This window comes from Melioribacter sp. Ez-97 (assembly GCF_051488665.1).
GTDB lineage: Bacteria > Bacteroidota > Ignavibacteria > Ignavibacteriales > Melioribacteraceae > Melioribacter.
Genome location: NZ_JBPSEG010000004.1, coordinates 138,605 through 158,119, shown reverse-complemented (window position 1 = coordinate 158,119; position 19,515 = coordinate 138,605). Strand labels below are relative to the sequence as shown.

The following is a 19,515-nucleotide window of genomic DNA, read 5'->3' as shown; positions in this document are numbered from 1 at the left end:
ATGGTACGGCAAAAATTAAAAAATAAATTTTCCAAATACAGATTCGAAATCCGGCACATTTCGGCGTTTCTGTTCGTCCTTATTATTTTTCAACTTGTAATGGCTTTTGTTCAGAAATCTTCATTGAGCGATTTTTTGAACGAGACTCAGGATTGGTATCAAAAATATTCGGCGGAGCGCCTGGCTATCATTACGACAACGAGTATGGAACTTCTTTACGAAAATCTTTTTATGGAAAAGCCGATGTCCGAATTTGACCAGAGGAAAATCACATACTCGTTCAACGTGATCTTTAAACAGCAGTTAATACAAAAAAGCGTGGAAGATATAAGTCTGATACTTCTTAAAAATCACCGTATTTATGTTATCGACAGCGGTCAAAAACTTTATGCATTTCTTACCGACAAGCTCGAACCCTACGAGACCGGTCCCAACGGACATTCCGAAGCGGTTAAACTTTTTCTCGGGTACAGAGACGAAATAAGAGCGTCGGAAACTATCTATTCGATTTTAGAAAACAACAAGACTTTTAAAATTCTTGTTCCCTTTGTGCCGGACGGCGAGTATCTCGGCGTAATGTATATGAAAATTACGCCAGACTTCACTTTTCTTACAAAAGAAGTTACGGCGAATTTCGATAAAGTAGCGGTTATCTATACTTCCTTAATTTTTCTCGGACTTGTTATAATCTTTTACATCTCGTCGCAGGCGGTTAAAGAACGAAACGAAGCCCAGAGAAAATTTTTCCAGGAGCACGAAGAAAACATCAAAAAACAAATCAGACTCGAAAAGGAATCCCTCTTTACAAAAAGAATTTATCATACGCACCACAAAGCGGAAAAGATTATCGGCTTTATAAAAGAAGACGTCCGGAAAATGAACAGCGAAGGAATCGACGAACTTAAAAAAAGAGTTCTGACTTATTCCAACTTCATTTCGAGAATTATTTACGACATGAAATGGTACGACCAGGAAATCAATACGATAATTAATCCGATGTTCCATACAAACATTAATGAAGTAATTAAGTTTATTGTGGAAAATATTTTTCTCAGAATATCGAGTCGAAACGATATGTTCAGTTTCGAATTGCTGCTCGACGACGACATTCCTCCGGTAAACGTCAACGAGTTTGTAGTGTGGGAAATACTCGAACCGTTGATACAAAACAGCATCGATCACAGTCAGAAAGAATCTGTTAAAATAAAAATAACGACAAAATACGATAAGAATAACAACCGCACCATTATAACGATCGAAGACGACGGCGTGGGAATTAAAAGCGAGCTGCTCGAGGTCGATTCGAAAGGGGTTAAGAAGATATTCCTGGAGAATATTTCCACAAAAAGACTCGAAGCCACTAATTCCGGGTACGGCTGCTACATAGCTTATCAAATGGCTGTCGAAAAATGCGGCTGGGAACTCGACGTTGAAAATTTAAAAGAAGGCGGCTGCCGGTTTACTATTAAAATAAAAAATTAAGGAAGAAGCAGTATGCAGAAACAAGATATGATTAATATTTTGCTTGTGGAAGACGAAGAATTCGACGTAAGAAGAGTTAAAAACACGCTCGACTATTACAATTCGAGAATAAAATTGCTCGACACTGTTTCAAACGGAATGGCGGCTCTCTCGTTGATCAGAGAGAATCCGGATAAATATGACGTGGTTATAATGGACTATCAGATTTCGGGCGGTCTAAAAGGCGAGGAATTGATTGCCAAAATGAAAAGTTACGACCCGTTCATTCAAATCATTGTCGTAACAAAGATGACAATAAATATTACCAATTACGATTTCGCCAATAATTTACTTCAGGCGGGCGCTTTCTGGTACTGCACCAAATATCCCGGCAATATTGAAGAATATATTTATCAGCCGACCGATTTCATACTCAGTATATTCAATGCGTATGAAAAAAAGAAACTCGAAAAGCAAAAGCTTAAATCCGATAAACGGCTTAAGAAAAACATTGAAAATCTGCTGGAGGCAAAGAAGATTATCGGCGAATCGAAACCGATGATTCAATTGAAAGAAAATATAGAAAAATACGCAAAGAGCGATGTAAATATTCTGATAAACGGACCGTCGGGGACAGGCAAGGAACTGGTCGCATGGAATATTCATCTGAGGAGTAAGAGAAAATACGAAAATTTCGTCCCGATTAACTGCGGAAGCATACCGAGCGATTTGCTTGAAAGCGAATTGTTCGGATTCGAAAAAGGTTCTTTCACTGGCGCCAATAAAGAAAAGCCCGGACTTTTCGAAGTGGCTAATAACGGAACTCTTTTCCTCGACGAGGTCGGCGAGCTTTCGCCCACAGCTCAGGTAAAATTATTGAGAGTGCTACAGGAGGGGGAAATCGAAAAAATCGGAAGGACGGGCAAAATATCCGTCAATGTGAGAATAATAGCGGCTACCAATAAGAATCTTGCTCACGAAGTAAACAATAACCGCTTCCGTGAAGATTTGTATTACCGATTGAATGTCGTACCGCTCGAAATCGTACCATTAAGGCAGCGCGGCGACGATATACTCCTGCTGTTCGATCATTTTCTCGACTATTTCAGTCAGGACCTCGGGTTTACAAAGCCGGTTGTTGAAGAAAGCGCAAAGGAAATTTTGTTGAACTACAAATGGCCCGGCAATGTGAGAGAACTCAGAAACGTAGTTCAACGTTTGGTGCTGAATTGCCCGGATCGAATTACAGCTAAAGACGTTAGCAATCCGATGATACTTGGCAACAGCATTGTATCGAAAGAAGAATCCGGTTTCGAAGATTTGTACGAGGGACAGGTGCTGCCGTTGAAAGAAGTGGAAAGGAGATTCAGGATCCGTTATTTCAAATATGTGAGGAGCATTTCAAGCTCGGATTCCGCCGCCGCAGAAAAACTCGGATTGGCTCCTTCCAATTTTTACAGGATGTGCAAAGAACTCGGTCTGAAATAGGCGGAACTTATTGCTCCCGTAATGCGTCTCAGGTATTAAAATTTGGGAGGAATTGTGATTAATGAATTCAAAGTCAAAGGAAAAGAGCTGCTGGGTAAAATCGAAGAGTTGATCAAAGAAGGCAATGTAAGACGCATTATTATAAAAGACGAAAAAGGAAATACGTATATCGAAATACCTGTTACTATAGCCGTGCTTGGAGCTCTCTTTGCGCCCGTTCTGGCGGCGGTGGGAGCGCTTGCCGGAATGGCGGCAAATTTTACCCTGGAAGTTGTTAAAAGAGAGAATAACGTATCAGATGCCGAATAATCGCTTCTGAAGTTCAACCCGCTGAATTCTATCAATTATAGCATGTCTCACGACTGGATTAATTAAAAATAATTTTATAATTTTGTTATGAACATATGCTCATAACAATGCAATGCCAAGACCCAAAAAACATAGAAGAATAAAATGCTGCCCGACGGCGTATTATTTCAAGCCGCGCGGGATTCCAATGTGCGAGCTTCTGGAAAATATTCTTGCCGAAGACGAAGTTGAAGCAATTTATTGGGCTGACTTTAAAGGATTCGACCATGAAACCGGCGCGCAAAAGATGCAGATATCCCGTCCTACGTTCGGTCGAATTCTAAAAGCTGCAAGAAATAAAATAGCGGACGCTCTTATCAACGGCAAAGCTCTTAGAATAAATCAGGATTATTTTAAAAAATTAGCGGAGGAATAAAATGAAAATAGCGGTAGCCTCGGACGACAATTTGCGCGTATCAGGACATATCGGACGCGTTAACGGCTTTATTATTTATGAATGCTCCGAAGGTAAAATTCTCGGCAAACAATATCTGGAAAATAATTTTACCAATCACGGTCGCGGCAACAGGGGAGAACATCATCACGGCGAAGGTCACAGACACGGTCACGAACGACTGATAGAAGCTTTAAAAGGAGCCGAGGTTTTGATTTTTACTTCCGGCGGCTGGAGATTGATTGAAGACCTCGAAGCCAACGGAATCAAACCGTTTATGACGGATGAGGAATTCGCCGACCGCGCCGTTGAAAAATATCTGTCTGGCGAATTGACCGAAAGAGAGGATAACGTTTGCAGCCACGGAAGGCATTGATATTAAAAATAGACTTCGGCGCTTAACGAATAATTTCGTATCGGCGCGAGATTGCCGATGAACTCAACGTAATTATAGTTGAGAAGGTTTTTTACGTTCAATTTAATTTTAGCGGCAATATTGCTGAAAACAAAATTAAAACCGCCTGCCAGGTCGATTACGTATACTGGAACGCGTTTGTATCCGTCTTTTATTAGCGCAAGAGGCGGTTCGGTCAGTTCGAAATCTATTTCTTCGACTTTGCTCGAATATCTGAAATCGACGTTTAATTCGAACGGCTGTTTGGTAAAACCGATTTGTAGGTTGACTGTATTGCGCGGGCGGTATTTCATCGGTCGTTTTTTTTCGATATCCCTCGCCCACATATAATTGTAAGCCAATGTGAGATTTAACAACGACGGAAAAACGGCAAGATTACAAAGAATCTCCGCTCCCTGTATTCTTGCCTTTGTAAGATTAATGAATTTTATATCTCCGGTTTTGGTTAAATTCGGCTCGATAAAATTATTGTAATCCGTCTGATAAAACGCAGCGTCGACGTTGAAATATTCCGTCGGGCTGTATATCAAACCGCTTTCGAACGAAAAACTTGTTTCTGATTTCAAATCGGGATTTTGTTCGACGTCGATGCCGCCGGCAATTCCCGCTGTGGTAAAAACTTCCGCCGGCGTCGGAGCTCTGAATCCCGTGCCTGCCGACGCTCTAAAGATTAGATCGTTTGTTATTTTGTAATTCAATCCCAATCTGGGCGTTACGGCGTTTTTGCCTTTAATTGTGTCGAGTTTAATGTAATCGTAACGAAGACCTAAAGTAGCAATTAAATTTTTGACGCCTCTGTATTCCGTTTGAAAATAAAGCGCGCCGCCGCCGAATTGAGTATCTGAAAAGATATTCGATTTTACCGTAGAACCGGAAATTTCAATTCCGCCCGTATGATTGAAGTCGCCGCCTGTAGCATAATTAAAAATCGCCTCGGCTCTGTAGAGATTGGCAATCGACGTGGTTACTTCGATGCCGTAGCCGTCGAAGCGAGTATAGTAATAACTCAGTTTGAATGTTGAATTCAGGTTATCGGAAAAACGATTGTTATATACCAGTCCGCTAAAAAATCGATTCGATTTGACCGTATTGCCGTTGTCTTCGTCCTTAGGAACCAACGCGTTTCTGGAATCCTTCCAGTACAAAAAATTTCCTCTGTCCATATACAAGTAATTGCCGAAAAGCAGAATCGACTTATTTGTGTCGATTGTCCTGTTTATTTTGAAATATCCGAGATAATTTTTCCGGTAATCATTTTGACGATAACTCATATTATCGAATTTCTTCAAAGAGAGGGTATAACCGAACTTTCCGATCGAGGAAGAATGAGATATTTCCGTACCGTAGAACGTACGCAGGTTGTCGTTCCATTTCCAGATGTCGTAAGAAGGATTATCATAAAAACCGGCGTAAGATTTAACGTACGTAACGGGAATCGTCGAAGCGTCTTTAGTTATGATGTTAATTACTCCTCCGATAGCAGACGTGCCGTAGAGCGAGCTTGCCGGTCCTTTGATTACTTCCACACGCTCGATATCTGACATGGGAATCAATTCCCAGACTATATCGCCGTTATCGCCACCGTAGAGCGGTATACCGTTTATAGCAACCAACACTCTTGCGCCTACTCCTTTGCTGTAACCGCTCGAACCGCGTATGCTTACTTGTTCGAGATTTACCTGGATTCCAGGAATGTCCCTCAATAATTCGTCGAAAGCGAGGTAATTTTTGTGGGATATTAAATCGGGTTTAATTACAAACGCGCTTACAGATAAGTCTTCTTTCTTTTGCGCGAACTTGGAAGCGGTTACCAATATTTGTTCCGTTTCAATGGCGGTTTCCCGCAGTATGAAATTAATTTGCGTAAACTCTTTGTCGACTGTAATTTTTTTGCTGACTTTTTCGTAGCCGAGACACGAAACTTCTATCGTATATTGACCGTACGGAACACCCCGTATTACATATCTTCCTTTTTCGTCGGAAGCCGCTCCGAAAGAAGAGCCAGCGATAATAATGTTGGCTCCAATGACGGGCTGCGAATCTTCCTCAACTATTCTACCGGTAATAATGCCCTTTTGAGCTGACAGAATGCTACTTGAGACAATAATAAATAGTAAAACTCTGTACATAAATTCCTCTCTAATATGGAGGTTGCGGCGGCGGATTATTAAAGTCGACTTTTATGTTTACTCCTTCCGTGATTTCGCCGGCGCGCAGTATTAATTCCTTTGGGCTCGATTGATCCCCGTTGTTGCAATAAACTCCGACCACGTACCAGTCTTTTCGTTCGAATGAAATTTCTTCGGTCTTCGATTGAGCTACAACAACATAAGAGTATGATCCTTCTCCCAATTGCAAAATAGGCAAGAAATTATTTTCCAGAGAGTTGTAATTGAATACCGAACTTCCGTATGGTATCGAATCGGAAACAAAGCTCAGATTCGGCGGAAAAAAATCGTCCGTTTTTTGAATCGGCTTTTTAAATACTACCAGGTGAGTCCTCTTGACTCCGTCGGGCCAGTCTCCCGTGAACGTAACGGCGCCTTTGAAACCGGTGGGTCCGTCCGGTTTAACCGGCTCCGGTTCTATTCCTCCGTCGCACCTGAATAAAAAAACGGTCGTAATTAATATGATTATCAGTTCTTTTTTCATATTATATCTGAAATGTAATAATGTTATGCGGTAATTAAAATTAATGCCCGCATGAACAAATTAAATTTCCTTTAGCCTTTTCGAAAGCTTCTCTCCCTTCTCTGTAAGAAAACCATGCAATTGCAGCTGCGCCGATCGAATCGATGCCGCCTATACCCGTTAATTCGTAACCTGCGCTGGCGGCAAGTAATATAATCGATAAGTAAAGACATGTTCTTGTGCAATTTGCATCGGCTATTATAGCTTCCGATTGAAGAGCCTTTCCGACTTCCGTTTTATTGTAAATCAAAACCGACATGGTGATTATGGAAATTACGGAAATGATAATTCCCACTATAGTAGTCTCCGGTTTATGCCCTGTATAAATATTAATAATAGAGCCGGCAATCAAGCCGACGGATAAAATATAAAATCCCGCTCCGGTAATTCTAAGCGCTGTTCTTTCGAATTTATCGCTTGTCTGTCCGTTATTGTTTTTAATTCGCAAAAGCATGTGCAGCAGCCCTATCCCCGACAATACTTCTACGAACGAATCAATTCCGAATCCCAGAAGGGATAAAGTTTCGTCTTGAATTCCCCAGACAACGGAAATTAAACCTTCGAGAATATTATATCCGATCGTTATATAAGTTAATAAAAAGGCGGTTTTATAATTTTTATTCATTTACATCCATGAATTAAGACCACGCATCCAAATATAACGAATTTCGATGGTTCTCACATCAAACTGAAAAGTCCGATCGAATTATAATCCATTCCGTCCAACTGATAGAGAGTATGAAATCCCGATATTAGAAGTCCGAATATAAAGACGAACCAGATAAGTGTTAATACCAGGGAAACAATAATTATTATCTTGGCAAGACGAAAATATTTGCCCTGCAGTTCGAAGCCCATTCGCAAAGCCGCCGCCTGATTGGTCGCTTTATAAATTTCAAATTGCTCGGCGGCTTCCCGTATTCTAAGACCAATAATTATAATCGGCACGCCGATAATCGCTCCGATAATCGAAAGGCAAGTCAGAGCTCCGTAAATAATCACAAAAGCGCCTACAAATCTCATGTCGCGTATCATCTTCTCGAAATTCAATTTGAATAAACTTACCGGTTGCGGAGTTTCTTCGATATTCAAGTCGTTGAATTCGTCCATAACTGCCTCTTTATTGTAGTGTTGATAAATAATATTCGAGAAAATCGTCCGCCCATTTTCTTTCTGCGGTTATCCAGAATAAATTATTATTGTCGACAAATACAAAATGTTTTGCTCCCATGCCGTATGTAATATAAATTTCTTTGCCGTTTATATTGTCGAAAGCGCTGCCGTAGAAGACCGAATTAAGCGGCGAAATTTTTTCAGTCATTTTACGGAATGCGTTTGTCGCTTTTTTATTGTCCGGGTAAATCGTTATGTAGATTACCGCGTCTCCTTTTTGTCCGGAATAAAATCCGATCAGATTTTCTTCATTCGTCACTTTGTTAAAATGCAATTTGTTTACGTAGTCGAGAGCTGCTTTGCCCGTCAATTTTTTCTGAAGTTTCAGCCCAAACATTTCCTCCGGCAATAAATTTTGATTGCTTGTGCATGAAAAGAATAAAATTAATAAGAGCAGACTATTTACCGGTATTTTTATCTTTGTCATCCTTTTTCCTTTTAGTTTCGGGCAAGCGCTCTTCGATCGGTATGGCAAAAGCGTATTTGCCTTTTAATACGCAGCCAGGTCTTCCGGGCACGCATTCCTTTTTTATTCTAAGGCAGTAGCCTTTTTCGCTGTCGATATATTGGCACGAGAACGAACCCATCTCATTTTCCTCAAAAATTCATAAGAAAATAATTTTTTTTGTACTAAAAAGAAAATCTTTATTAAATTAGATGAGAGTTAAATGAATCCGAATGGAGGAATAATGGAATACGTTCATTTAGGAAGATCGGGGCTAAAAGTCAGCAGATTATGCCTCGGCACTATGAATTTCGGGCCTTATACAAGCGACGAAGAGAGTTTTCGAATTATGAACCGGGCTCTCGAATTGGGAATAAATTTTTTTGACACCGCAAATGTTTACGGCTGGGACAAGGGAGCAGGCTATACCGAGCAATTAATCGGAAAATGGCTTGCAGAAGATTCTTCAAGACGCGATAAAATTGTACTGGCTACAAAAGTTTACGGAAAAATGGGCGACGGTCCCAACGATTCCGGATTGTCCGCGTATCATATCAAAAAAGCATGCGAAGACAGTCTGAAGAGGCTGAAAACAGACCGCATCGATTTGTATCAGATGCACCATATCGACAGGAACACTCCCTGGGACGAGATCTATCAGGCAATGGAACAGCTTGTACGGGAAGGTAAGATAATTTACGTTGGAAGTTCGAACTTTGCGGCTTGGAATTTGGCGGAGGCGTTTTATAAAGCAAAAGAAAGAAATTTTTTGGGTATAATTTCGGAGCAGAGTATTTACAGTTTACGCAATAGAAATATAGAGCTGGAAGTAATTCCCGCTTGTAAAGCTTTCGGTATCGGTTTAATACCGTGGAGTCCGATGGGCGGAGGAATCCTATGCGGCGTATTAGAAAAAGCAAAGGAAGGAAGGAGAACCAGAGAGCCGCTCCAAAAGTCGGTGGAAAAACTTCGACCTCAATTGGAAGCATATGAAAAATTGTGCAAGGAAATCGGACAAAAGCCTGCGGATGTGGCTCTGGCATGGACGCTGTCGAATCCCGCGGTTACATCTCCTATTATCGGACCGAGAACCGTCGAACAGCTTGAACAAAATTACAACGCGCTGAATGTTAAACTTGATGAAGAGACGCTGAAAAAACTCGATGAAATCTGGCCGGGACCCGGCAACCAGGCGCCGGAAGCTTATGCCTGGTAATCAATTATAAAATTCTGAGGTCGACAATGAAATCAATAAAAATTTTGTTCTTTGTAATTATCGCTTCGCTTATCTACGGACAAAATAAAAAGCTTACTTTTCAACAGGCGTTCTATTTCGGGCAACCCAGATTGACAAAATCGCTGCCTCAAATTAAAGGATGGCTCGACGACGAACATTATCTTGAATTGTCAGTCAGGGACGGCAAAAATATTATTGAAAAAGTAAACGCGGAAAACAATGAAAGGGAAATATACCTGGATTATTCACGGATCGATTTGCCCGAAGGATTTAATCTTAACGACGCGGTAATCAATAACGAAAACTACACTAAGTTTATCTTCGAACGGGATAACGATCTCTATTATCTTTCGACGGTTGATAATGTTTTCAAAAAGTTGACGGACGACGAAGCCGAAGAAAAGAATCCTAAGTTCTCACCGGACGGGAAAAAAGTTGCATATACCAAAGAAAACAATCTTTATTATTACGATATCGAAAATGAAAAAGAGCGCCGGCTTACCGACGACGGCGGCGATTTGGTTTATAACGGCTGGGCTTCGTGGGTTTATATGGAAGAAATTTTAGGACGCTCCACAAATTACGCTGCGTTCTGGTGGGCGCCTGACTCTAGGAAAATCTCTTTTCTCAGATTCGACGATTCTCCAGTGCCCGAATTTATTCTGGTTAAAGCCGACGGACAACACGGCTCGGTTGAAAAACAAAGATATCCGAAAGCGGGCGACCCGAATCCGTTTGTAAAACTCGGTATAGCAAATATCGAAAACAATAACATTGTATGGGCGGATTTCCCGGACGACAACGATCAATATATAGCCTGGCCCGTATGGACTCACGATTCACAGCTTACGGTTCAATGGATGAACCGCAAACAGGATACGATAAAAATTTACCGCGTCGATTTGAATGACGGCGGAAAAGAGCTCCTTCATACTGAACACCAGAAAACCTGGGTGGAATGGTACGAAGATATTTATTTTATGAAAAGCAAACCCGGTTTTATTATTCGAACGGGGTTGGACGGTTATTATCATCTTTATCTTTATGACGGAAAGGGCAGTCTGATCAAGAAACTGACCGAAGGTTCGAATATTAACGTAACGTCGCTTGAATTGGTAGACGATAAAAACGGTTTGGTCTATTTCGAAGGATGGTCGGATAATTCCACGGAGCGGCATTTGTTTGTTATAAACATGAGCAATAATAAAATTAAAAAATTGACCGATAAGCCGGGTACGCATGCATGTAACCTTTCTCCTGACGGCAGGTATTTCATTGACAGATTCAGTTGTGTTAACACGCCTCCGGAACTTTTATTGTTTAACGCCAGGGGGGAATTAATTAGAGAACTTGGCAATTCCAAATCCGATATATTCGACGAGTACGATTTGCCCAAAGCGGAATTGTTCAGAATAAAAACGGAAGACGGTTATTATTTGCCGGCTTTGTGGTATTTGCCGACAGAGTTTGATTCAACCAAAAAATATCCTGTTTTGATAAGCATTTACGGAGGTCCGAACGCGCCTACCGTTAGAAATTCTTTCCCGTACAGGTTGGAGCCTCATTTTCTTGCTCAGAACGGAATTATTTATCTTAGCGTAGACCACAGAGGAAGCGGACATTTCGGCAAAGCGGGAACCGATTTAATGCACAGAAAATTGGGCGAGTGGGAGATGCACGATTATATCGGAGCGGTAAAATGGCTGAGGAGTTTGCCCTTTGTCGACACGACTAAAATTGCTATCAACGGGGGCAGTTACGGCGGCTATGTTACAGCGCTGGCATTGACTTCGGCTCCCGAATATTTCAACTACGGAATTGCGGAGTTCGGAGTAATGGACTGGAAGCTCTACGATAATGTTTATACGGAACGGTATATGGATACACCCGAAGAAAATCCGGAAGGCTACAAAAAGTCTTCGGTCTTAAATTATGCCGAAAATTACAAAGGCGGTATGCTAATTATTCACGGTACGATGGACGACAATGTTCATATGCAGAATTCAATTCAGTTGATCGATAAATTGCAGCGATTAAACAAAGATTTTGAAATGATGTTTTATCCGAATCAACGGCACGGCATACGATTCCCTCACTATTTTCACGCTCAAAAAACGATAGCTGAATTTATCTTTGAAAATTTATTGAATAAAGAACTCGCAACAGATTAAACGGAGGATAAAGTTTTGTACAACGAAAATCCCAAAGAATATTATCCGCCGATGCACACGGCTGAGCACCTTTTGAACGGCACGATGAATAAAATTTATAACTGCGGCAGAGCTTTCAGCGCTCATATCGAAAAGAAAAAGTCCAAATGCGATTATAAATTCGAAAGGAATTTAACGGAAGAAGAAATAAAAAAAATAGAAGAAATTATTAATCTATTAATTAATGACGACCTGCCTGTGCGAGAAGAATTCATGAATAGAGCGGAAGCCGAAAAGCAATTCAACCTCGAACGTTTGCCCGAAGAAGCAAGCGATACGATCAGGATTATTAAAATAGGCGAATACGACGCCTGCCCTTGCAGCGGAGTTCACGTTAATTCAACGAGCGAAATTAAAAGTTTTCGAATTGTATCTACAAGTTATCAGGACGGAACGCTGAGAGTTCGTTTTAAAATAGGAGCGTAATCTCTAAATGAGCAGTGCGATAAAAAAATATTCATTGCCGCTAACTGTCGTTCTTTTATTTATGCTATCGCTGTTCAACACAGAGGATATGAACCGGACTAACGGCGAAAAACCGGTCTCGAAATTTGCCGCGCTGCAATTTCATGAATTGATTTACGGCGAAGCCGAGCCGGAAAATTATCTGGGGAAAAGAGTGCTGTTCGATACCACTGTAATCGGTTATTCGGAAATCTGCAATACCAAATATTTGAACGCCGTAATTAATAACAAAAACGGCGAAAAAGGTTATCTGAGAATAAGGTGCAGCGAAAAGCTCGAAAAATATATTAATAATGTCAGAACAAATCACATCTGCTTTATTATAGAAGTAATGCGTTTTGATAAAATTGGATTGTTTGCGGAATATGAAGAGTTCGATAAAAGCATTGGGTTTTTAAATCTGGGAGAAGTATATCTATATCACGGCGAGCCCCTATACTACAGGGAGGCGGAAATTATCACGGGAGCAAAATCATGATTTCGGAAAAACGATAACAGGAGAGATTAAATTGACGGACAAAAACGGCTTGACGCTCGGTTATTTCAGTACTCCGGATTGTAATGTTTGCAAGACATTAAAGCCAAAAGTAATGGAGCTGCTCGAAAAGGAATTCCCCGAAGTGAAATTTCTGTATGTAGACGTGTCGAGCTCGCGGGAACTGGCCGCCCAACTGAACGTATTTGCAGTGCCCACGTTAATTTTATTTGTAGACGGGAAAGAAAATTTTAGGATGTCGAGATTTGTAGGACTTGACGAATTGAGCGACAAAATAGGAAGGATCTATAACCTCTACTTTTAATTCCGGTTTCTTTTGCGTATTGATTTTTCCGAATAATAATCCAGCAGAAATTTACGCATTTCTTCGAGAGGGAAATTCTTTTTGTCGAAGAAATAATTGAGCGCAATTCCGTCAAGCGAAGTGCTGAAGAAGTAAGCTTCTTCCGTGGGATTTTTGAATCCGGCTTCCTTGAATATTTCGAAAGCTTTTGGCATCATTTTTTTTGAAATTTCGATAGTTATACGTTCGGCTTTTTTCAGCATATTGGGCTGCATGGCGATTGAAACGTACAATTTCCAGAAGCTTTCGTTTTTTACGAGGAAATCGAATGTAAAATTAATGAAATATTTTATTTTGTCGTACGGGCTCTTAAACTTTTTCAATTCGGAGTCGATGACCTCCGCAATTTTGTATACCTCGCTCCACAGGGCGTCGAGAATAGCTTCCTTGCTTTCGAAATAATTATAAATTAGCCCTTTCGATATGCCGGCGGATTTTGCGATGTCTTCTACCGTAGTAGCGGCAAAACCTTTCTCGGAAAAAAGCTCCAATGCTTTGTCGATAATCAGTTGCTTCGTTTTTGCTCTTATTTGTTCGTTTTGTTCTTTTGTGCGCGGCATTTTTTAAATTGACCGATATTCCAACCAAAAATATATTTTATTCCCCGCTCGAAAACAATAAATTTTTACGTACTTGAGAATAATAATAAATGTACTTAATTATGACTGACCATTTGGTCAATTTATGCGAACTCTTCATGCTGTAAATCGTCTAACTTTTGTGAATTGAAATTTCCTATTAAAAGGGAGAAACGAATGAAAAAAGTAACATGCCTTGTCGTAGGATTAATGCTGGGCTTTTTATCGGCAGATGTTCTTTTGGCGCAGGGCGGGAAAAATGTAGTCTATTTGAGCTGGAAAGACGTTGTCGAAATTACAAAAGAAAACAGTTTGGAACTGCAGAACAAAAGACTCGACTATAATATCCAGAAACTGGAAACATGGAAATCGTTATCCAATTTTCTACCATCGCTTAGCTACCAGGGAATATTTCAGCGTAACATCGAATTGCCCGTATTTGTCTTTATGGGTCAAAGATTCACAGTGGGCACTCCTTATAATTTTCAACATTCGATAGTCGCTTCGCTGCCTTTGTTTACGGGAGGGGCAAGGTGGTTTAATTACGACTTGCAAAAAACTCTAAGGAAGTCTTTAAAAGAAGAGCTGAAGGGAAAAGAAGAATCGGTTGTCTACGACGCCGTTGCGACATACTATTCTATTGTGCTTGCAAAGGAATTGATACATACGGCGGAAGAAGCCGTTAAAGTCGCTTACGAAAATCTTGAGCAGGTAAAGAAATTTTATAACGTCGGCGCCGCTACCGAACTCGATTTGCAAAGGGCGCGTTCCCAATACTCTTCGACTCTGCCTGCACTTGAATCCGCTTTGACCGGTTATAAACTTTCCAAACAGCGCCTGAAAAGTCTTTTGAATATTCCGCTTGCCGATTCGCTTGTAATTGGAGATACTCTCGAAATAAAAAACGTATTGAATGAACTGGAAGATATTTCGCTCGAAAATTTAAAATCTCTTTCAAATGAAAATCGCACTGAACTGAAAATCGTAAATTATCAGGCGGATGCCGGTTCGGTGGGCGAAAAATTGGCGTTAAGTAAATTCAGTCCTGTTGTTTCGCTCGCCGCAAGCGTCGATCACGCGGCTCCGATGGAAAACTCGAAAGTTCGGTGGAAAGATTATATCCGCTCGAAATCGATAGTGCTGACCGTGGATGTGCCTCTCTTTGAAGGCGGAAGAAGAATTCTCGACTGGCAGATTGCGAAAATAAACTCGGATAAAATTGACATATTGAAAAAACAGACGGAGTATGCCGTGCAGTTGGATGTCGAACAAAGCTATTATAATTTTCTCGAATCGGAAAAAAATCTGAAAAATCTTAAAGACGCATTGGAACACGCGCGGGAATCGCTTCGTATTGCAAGACTCCTTTATTCACAGGGGATGTCCAATCAGCTCGACGTTTTAAACGCCCAATTGCTCTACAGCAAGAGCAAAACGGAATACCTTGAAGGTATTTATAAGTATAACATAAGTCAATTGTCGATTTTGAAATCGGCGGGAATTCTTACCAAGATATTAAATTAAATTAGTTCGGAGATGAAATGAAACACCTATCATTATTATTTGCTGCAATTATCTTGTTTGCGGGCGTAAGCTGCACTCAGGAAGAACAAATTGCAGAAGAAAAATCCGTTCCTGTAAAAGTCTATATTGCAAAGCCTTCATCGATATCGAGTTATATAAAAGTTACAGGCACTCTCGAATCAAATGACGACGCGGTATTGATAAGTAAAGTGAATGAAACCGTCGAGGAGATTGTCGCAAAACCCGGTCAAAAAGTCCGGAAGGGAGATCTGTTAATAAAATTAAACGACAACATTCAAAGACAAAATTATAATGCGGCTGCAGCGGCGCTGAACTCGGCAAAAGCCCAGTTTGAATTAACCGAAAAGGAATTCGAGCGTCAAAATAAACTGTATGAAGAAAAAGCAATTTCTTCTCAACAGTACGACCAGATTAAAACAAACTTTAAGAACGCCAGGCTATTGCTGGAGCAAGCGGAAGCGCAGGCAAAACTTGCCGAAGAACAATTACAGTTTTGTTATATCAAGTCGCCTGTCGACGGAATAGTAGCTTCCGTCTACGTCGAAAAAAATCAGATGGTCGGAGCGGGTCAACAGCTGGCGCGGGTAATAGGTCCGGATAAAATGAAATCGAAAGTATTCGTAACGGGAGGAGACATCTACCGGGTAAAATTGAGCCAATCCGTAATGGTTTCGGTTCCCGTTCTAGATGATAAAGAATTTAAAGGAACTGTCGCTAAGATCGATTATGCGCTCGATAAATTGTCCAAAAGCGTCGAAGTGGAAGTTGAACTGAATAACGGTACTGGAGAATTAAAATCGGGGATGTTTGCCGAAATAAATATTGAAGTGGAAAAGAAAGATGACGCTATAACGGTTCCTCAATCGGCGTTGTTGCCTCAGACAATTGTTCAAACAAATTTGGAAACAGGTTTGCAAAATACGGTTAAAAAGTATTTTGTCTTTATCGTTGAAGACGGTACGGCAAAATTAAAAGAAGTTACGAAAGGCATCGAAGAGGCGGGCAGAGCCGAAATAACAGGAGGCTTGTCCGTAGGAGATACGATAATTGTTGTAGGACAGAATATTGTTAAGGACGGTCAAAAAGTTAATGTAATTAAATAAGGACTACAAATGACGTTGACAAAATTTTCATTAAAGAGAAAAGTTACGCTCGTAATGATTTACAGCGTAATTATCGGTTTTAGTTTTTTCTCGTTTTCGCAGTTGAAAATCGACTTCTTTCCCGATATTACTTTTCCGATAGCGGGTGTAATTACCAATTACCCCGGCGTCGGTCCGGAAGATATTGAAAATTTAATTACCAGACCTATCGAAGAGACGGTTTCTTCCGTAAAAAATATAGAGAAAGTCAGTTCGCAATCATTCAAAGGTTCTTCAATAGTAACTCTCGAGTTTAAGTACGGCACGGATATGGACAAGGCGGAAAACGATATCAGGAAAAATCTCGATTATATAAGAGAATATTTGCCCGATGATGCGGAAGAACCGCTCGTTTTTGTTTTCGATCCCTCGATGATGCCCGTTAGTTTTATCAACATAAGCTCTCCCTATCTCGGTCCGGCGGAGCTTCGCAGACTTTCCGAGGATGTTATCGAGCCGCTTCTCGAAAGAGTGGAAGGAGTTGCCTCGGTTGTTACTCAGGGAGGCTTGCGCAGACAGATCAATGTCAATATGAATCCGGTTTATTTGTCGGCATACAATCTATCGCCGAACGAAGTTTTAATGGCTATACAAACGAGCAGCGGATTGCAGCCCGCCGGGAATATCGAAACGGAAAATAAAAGTTACAACCTGCGGGTATTCAGCGAGTACACTTCAATAGATCAGATTAAAAATACGATTGTCACATACAAAAACGGAACGCCGGTTTATGTAAAAGACGTTGCGAACGTTATCGACGGCTATAAAGAAAATGCTACGGAAGTGCGTTCGGACTACACCGAAGGCGTTATGGTAATGATTTACAAACAATCCGACGCAAATACGGTTCTCACAAGCAGGAGAATTGCCGAAGCTTTGCCGGAAATTACAAAACGCCTTCCGCAGGAAACTAAATTCACCGTTTTGTGGGATCAGTCGGATTTTATTTTGAGGGCGGTAAACAATCTCAGGAATACAGCTTTTATTGCATTCGTTATGGCGTTTATCGTAATCTATTTCTTCCTGAGAAATTTGCGCGGCAGTATAATAATGGGAATATCGATACCCATGTCGATAGTAACAACGTTTGCCGTTATGTATGCAGCCGACCTGACATTAAATATTATTTCGATGGCGGGTCTGGCTCTGGCTGTCGGAATGTTAGTGGATAATTCGATAGTAGTGCTGGAGAATATTTACCGTCACAGGGAATTGGGCAAAGACGCGGAAACTTCAGCGGAACTCGGCGCTAAAGAAGTTGGAATTGCAATCACAGCCTCCACGCTTACTACCATCAGCGTCTTTCTTCCCGTGCTGTTCGTTCCCAACATTACGGGACAATTATTTAAAGATATGGTTTTAACGATTACATTCAGTTTGGTTGTCTCTCTGCTTGTGGCGTTGACGCTCGTTCCTTTAATGTCTTCTCAACTATTAAAAATAAATCTTGATACCGGAAAGAACGGCATATGGAAGAGGTGGAAAGATAAAGTAGGAGTAATGCTCGAAAATTTGTCCATGAAATATAAAGAATGGCTTCACTGGTCGATCAATCATAGAAAAACCGTATTAGCTTCTGTTACTGTCTTATTTGTATTATCTCTTTCCATCTCAGGATTATTGGGCGGCGAATTTTTGCCGAGAAGCGACGAAGCTTTGATTAATGTTTTGATAGAATCGCCTTCCGGCACTTCGATTGAAGTAACGAGAAGATATGCGCATAATATTGAACAAATAATTAAAGAAACGGTTGCACCTGAGGATCTCGAATCAGTATCGCTCTTTTTCGGAACCCGCGAAGGCATAGGCGCTTTCGGAACAACCGCCAGCACAATTGAGCTCTTTGTGAGATTAAAGCCCGTTGAAGAGAGAAAAATATCCCAATTCGAAATCGAAGACAAATTGAGAGAAAAATTCGACGAAATTCCGGGCATTACTTATGCTTTCCAACAGGGCGGATCTTTTACTACCGAAAAAGACATCGAAGTGAAAATAATCGGGTTCGATATTGACGGCGCAAAAGCTATTGCCAATCAGATCAAATCCGAAATGGAAAAAATCGACGGTCTGGTAGACATAGCCTTAAATACTAAAGAAACCACGCCCGAATTACAGGTTCATTTGAATAAAAAAATCCTGAATGATTTCGGCTTGACAAATCTGATGGTTGCGGGAAATATATCGACTGCTATTCAGGGAAGAGTGGCGGCGATATACCGCGAGAAAGGCGACGAATACGATATCTACGTTCAATACGACAAGAAATATCGTAAAAGGAAAGACGCTCTTGAAAATATGGAAATAATGCTGCAAGCGGGCGGAAGAATCAAATTGAAAGACGTGGCGGAGATTACCGAAGAAGAATCGACTCCTACGATATTCAGGGAAAATCAAAGCAGATTTGTGTCGGTGGGATGCGCTCTCTCGGGCATCGATCTTTCCACCGCCGTCGGCAAAATCAACGATATTATTCAACGTACTCCGATCCCGTCCGAATACCAGGTTATTATCGGCGGTACGGCTGAAGATCAACAGGAAGCGTTCTTTTATTTGGGACTCGCCTTTATTGCCGCTATTTTACTCGTTTATATGATTATGGCGTCGTTATTCGAATCATTCGTGGACCCGTTAATTATAATGTTTACCGTGCCGTTGTCGATTATCGGAGTTATTATTTTTCTTGCGATTACCGGAACGTCGTTGAGCGTTATGGCTCTTGTCGGAATTGTTATGCTTGTGGGAATTGCAGTCAATAACGGAATTGTATTGGTTGATTATATCAATCAACTCAGAAAGGAAGGCATGGAACTGTTCGAAGCGGTTGAAGAAGCAGGCAAGACAAGAATGCGTCCCGTTTTGATGACGGCTATGACAACTATATTGGGAATGGTTCCTCTCGCAATCGAACTCGGTTCCGGAGCGGAGACATGGTCTCCGTTGGCAAGGGCCGTAATCGGCGGCTTATTAACGACAACGCTTCTTACTTTGATTGTAATTCCGGTTCTTTATATTGTATTCGAAAGAATGGGAGAAAAGATAAAGAATAAATTAAGAAAAAGGGCTGCCAATTAAGCAGCCCTTTCT

20 protein-coding genes are annotated in these 19,515 nt (G+C 40.9%); 13 read left to right on the top strand and 7 right to left on the bottom strand.

Features of this window, described 5'->3' with window-relative positions; all coding sequences use genetic code 11:
- From ACSSWA_RS07115 to ACSSWA_RS07095, 5 genes are all read left to right on the top strand, one after another.
- Nucleotides 1-1,482 (top strand): ATP-binding protein, encoded by a 1,482-nt coding sequence (locus tag ACSSWA_RS07115; RefSeq protein ID WP_437355869.1) that lies wholly within the window; start codon nt 1-3, stop codon nt 1,480-1,482.
- A gap of 12 nt (nt 1,483-1,494) precedes the next feature.
- Nucleotides 1,495-2,949 (top strand): sigma-54-dependent transcriptional regulator, encoded by a 1,455-nt coding sequence (locus ACSSWA_RS07110; protein WP_437355868.1) that lies wholly within the window; start codon nt 1,495-1,497, stop codon nt 2,947-2,949.
- A gap of 54 nt (nt 2,950-3,003) precedes the next feature.
- Nucleotides 3,004-3,258 carry a DUF4342 domain-containing protein gene (locus ACSSWA_RS07105; protein WP_437355867.1) on the top strand — a complete coding sequence of 85 codons (255 nt, stop codon included), beginning with the start codon at nt 3,004-3,006 and terminating at the stop codon, nt 3,256-3,258.
- A 112-nt stretch (nt 3,259-3,370) separates the two neighbouring features.
- A complete protein-coding gene (locus tag ACSSWA_RS07100; protein ID WP_437355866.1) occupies nt 3,371-3,673 on the top strand; it encodes a DUF134 domain-containing protein in 303 nt (100 codons plus the stop codon).
- Nucleotide 3,674: 1 nt separating this feature from the next.
- Nucleotides 3,675-4,067: a NifB/NifX family molybdenum-iron cluster-binding protein gene (locus ACSSWA_RS07095; protein ID WP_437355865.1), complete on the top strand. Its 393-nt coding sequence runs from the start codon at nt 3,675-3,677 to the stop codon at nt 4,065-4,067.
- Nucleotides 4,068-4,069: 2 nt separating this feature from the next.
- Here the strand turns inward: ACSSWA_RS07095 and ACSSWA_RS07090 are convergent, their stop codons facing one another.
- The 6 genes from ACSSWA_RS07090 to ACSSWA_RS07065 form a co-directional block, all read right to left on the bottom strand.
- Nucleotides 4,070-6,235: a TonB-dependent receptor gene (locus ACSSWA_RS07090; protein WP_437355864.1), complete on the bottom strand. Its 2,166-nt coding sequence runs from the start codon at nt 6,233-6,235 to the stop codon at nt 4,070-4,072.
- A gap of 10 nt (nt 6,236-6,245) precedes the next feature.
- On the bottom strand, nt 6,246-6,758 hold the full coding sequence (locus tag ACSSWA_RS07085; RefSeq protein WP_437355863.1) for a hypothetical protein: 513 nt from the start codon (nt 6,756-6,758) through the stop codon (nt 6,246-6,248).
- A 40-nt stretch (nt 6,759-6,798) separates the two neighbouring features.
- The gene (locus ACSSWA_RS07080; RefSeq protein WP_437355862.1) at nt 6,799-7,422 is read right to left on the bottom strand and encodes a cation transporter; all 624 of its coding nucleotides are present in this window, start codon (nt 7,420-7,422) and stop codon (nt 6,799-6,801) included.
- 53 nt (nt 7,423-7,475) lie between these two features.
- Nucleotides 7,476-7,907 (bottom strand): DUF5362 domain-containing protein, encoded by a 432-nt coding sequence (locus tag ACSSWA_RS07075; protein WP_437355861.1) that lies wholly within the window; start codon nt 7,905-7,907, stop codon nt 7,476-7,478.
- 10 nt (nt 7,908-7,917) lie between these two features.
- Entirely contained in the window at nt 7,918-8,307 is a 390-nt protein-coding gene (locus ACSSWA_RS07070; RefSeq protein WP_437355860.1) for a hypothetical protein, read from the bottom strand.
- 61 nt (nt 8,308-8,368) lie between these two features.
- Nucleotides 8,369-8,557, bottom strand: coding sequence for a hypothetical protein (locus ACSSWA_RS07065; RefSeq protein ID WP_437355859.1), 189 nt, complete (start codon nt 8,555-8,557; stop codon nt 8,369-8,371).
- Nucleotides 8,558-8,659: 102 nt separating this feature from the next.
- On the opposite strand from ACSSWA_RS07065, the gene ACSSWA_RS07060 reads away from it, so the two are divergent.
- Genes ACSSWA_RS07060 through ACSSWA_RS07040 form a run of 5 tightly spaced genes read left to right on the top strand, consistent with a single transcriptional unit; the run spans nt 8,660 to nt 13,127 of the window.
- Nucleotides 8,660-9,631, top strand: a complete 972-nt coding sequence (locus tag ACSSWA_RS07060) for an aldo/keto reductase (RefSeq protein WP_437355858.1) — start codon at nt 8,660-8,662, stop codon at nt 9,629-9,631.
- A gap of 26 nt (nt 9,632-9,657) precedes the next feature.
- Entirely contained in the window at nt 9,658-11,823 is a 2,166-nt protein-coding gene (locus tag ACSSWA_RS07055; RefSeq protein ID WP_437355857.1) for a S9 family peptidase, read from the top strand.
- A gap of 15 nt (nt 11,824-11,838) precedes the next feature.
- Nucleotides 11,839-12,288 carry a hypothetical protein gene (locus ACSSWA_RS07050; RefSeq protein ID WP_437355856.1) on the top strand — a complete coding sequence of 150 codons (450 nt, stop codon included), beginning with the start codon at nt 11,839-11,841 and terminating at the stop codon, nt 12,286-12,288.
- A gap of 7 nt (nt 12,289-12,295) precedes the next feature.
- Nucleotides 12,296-12,805: a hypothetical protein gene (locus tag ACSSWA_RS07045; protein ID WP_437355855.1), complete on the top strand. Its 510-nt coding sequence runs from the start codon at nt 12,296-12,298 to the stop codon at nt 12,803-12,805.
- Nucleotides 12,806-12,836: 31 nt separating this feature from the next.
- Nucleotides 12,837-13,127, top strand: coding sequence for a thioredoxin family protein (locus tag ACSSWA_RS07040; protein WP_437355854.1), 291 nt, complete (start codon nt 12,837-12,839; stop codon nt 13,125-13,127).
- Here ACSSWA_RS07040 and ACSSWA_RS07035 read toward each other — a convergent pair.
- On the bottom strand, nt 13,124-13,726 hold the full coding sequence (locus ACSSWA_RS07035; protein WP_437355853.1) for a TetR/AcrR family transcriptional regulator: 603 nt from the start codon (nt 13,724-13,726) through the stop codon (nt 13,124-13,126). The two genes, ACSSWA_RS07040 and ACSSWA_RS07035, sit on opposite strands and share 4 nt — an antisense overlap.
- 195 nt (nt 13,727-13,921) lie before the next feature.
- On the opposite strand from ACSSWA_RS07035, the gene ACSSWA_RS07030 reads away from it, so the two are divergent.
- Genes ACSSWA_RS07030 through ACSSWA_RS07020 form a run of 3 tightly spaced genes read left to right on the top strand, consistent with a single transcriptional unit; the run spans nt 13,922 to nt 19,503 of the window.
- Complete coding sequence (locus ACSSWA_RS07030) at nt 13,922-15,268, top strand: TolC family protein (RefSeq protein WP_437355852.1); 1,347 nt, start codon at nt 13,922-13,924, stop codon at nt 15,266-15,268.
- Nucleotides 15,269-15,285: 17 nt separating this feature from the next.
- The gene (locus tag ACSSWA_RS07025; RefSeq protein ID WP_437355851.1) at nt 15,286-16,392 is read left to right on the top strand and encodes an efflux RND transporter periplasmic adaptor subunit; all 1,107 of its coding nucleotides are present in this window, start codon (nt 15,286-15,288) and stop codon (nt 16,390-16,392) included.
- Nucleotides 16,393-16,401: 9 nt separating this feature from the next.
- A complete protein-coding gene (locus ACSSWA_RS07020; RefSeq protein ID WP_437355850.1) occupies nt 16,402-19,503 on the top strand; it encodes an efflux RND transporter permease subunit in 3,102 nt (1,033 codons plus the stop codon).
- Nucleotides 19,504-19,515 lie beyond the last annotated feature (12 nt).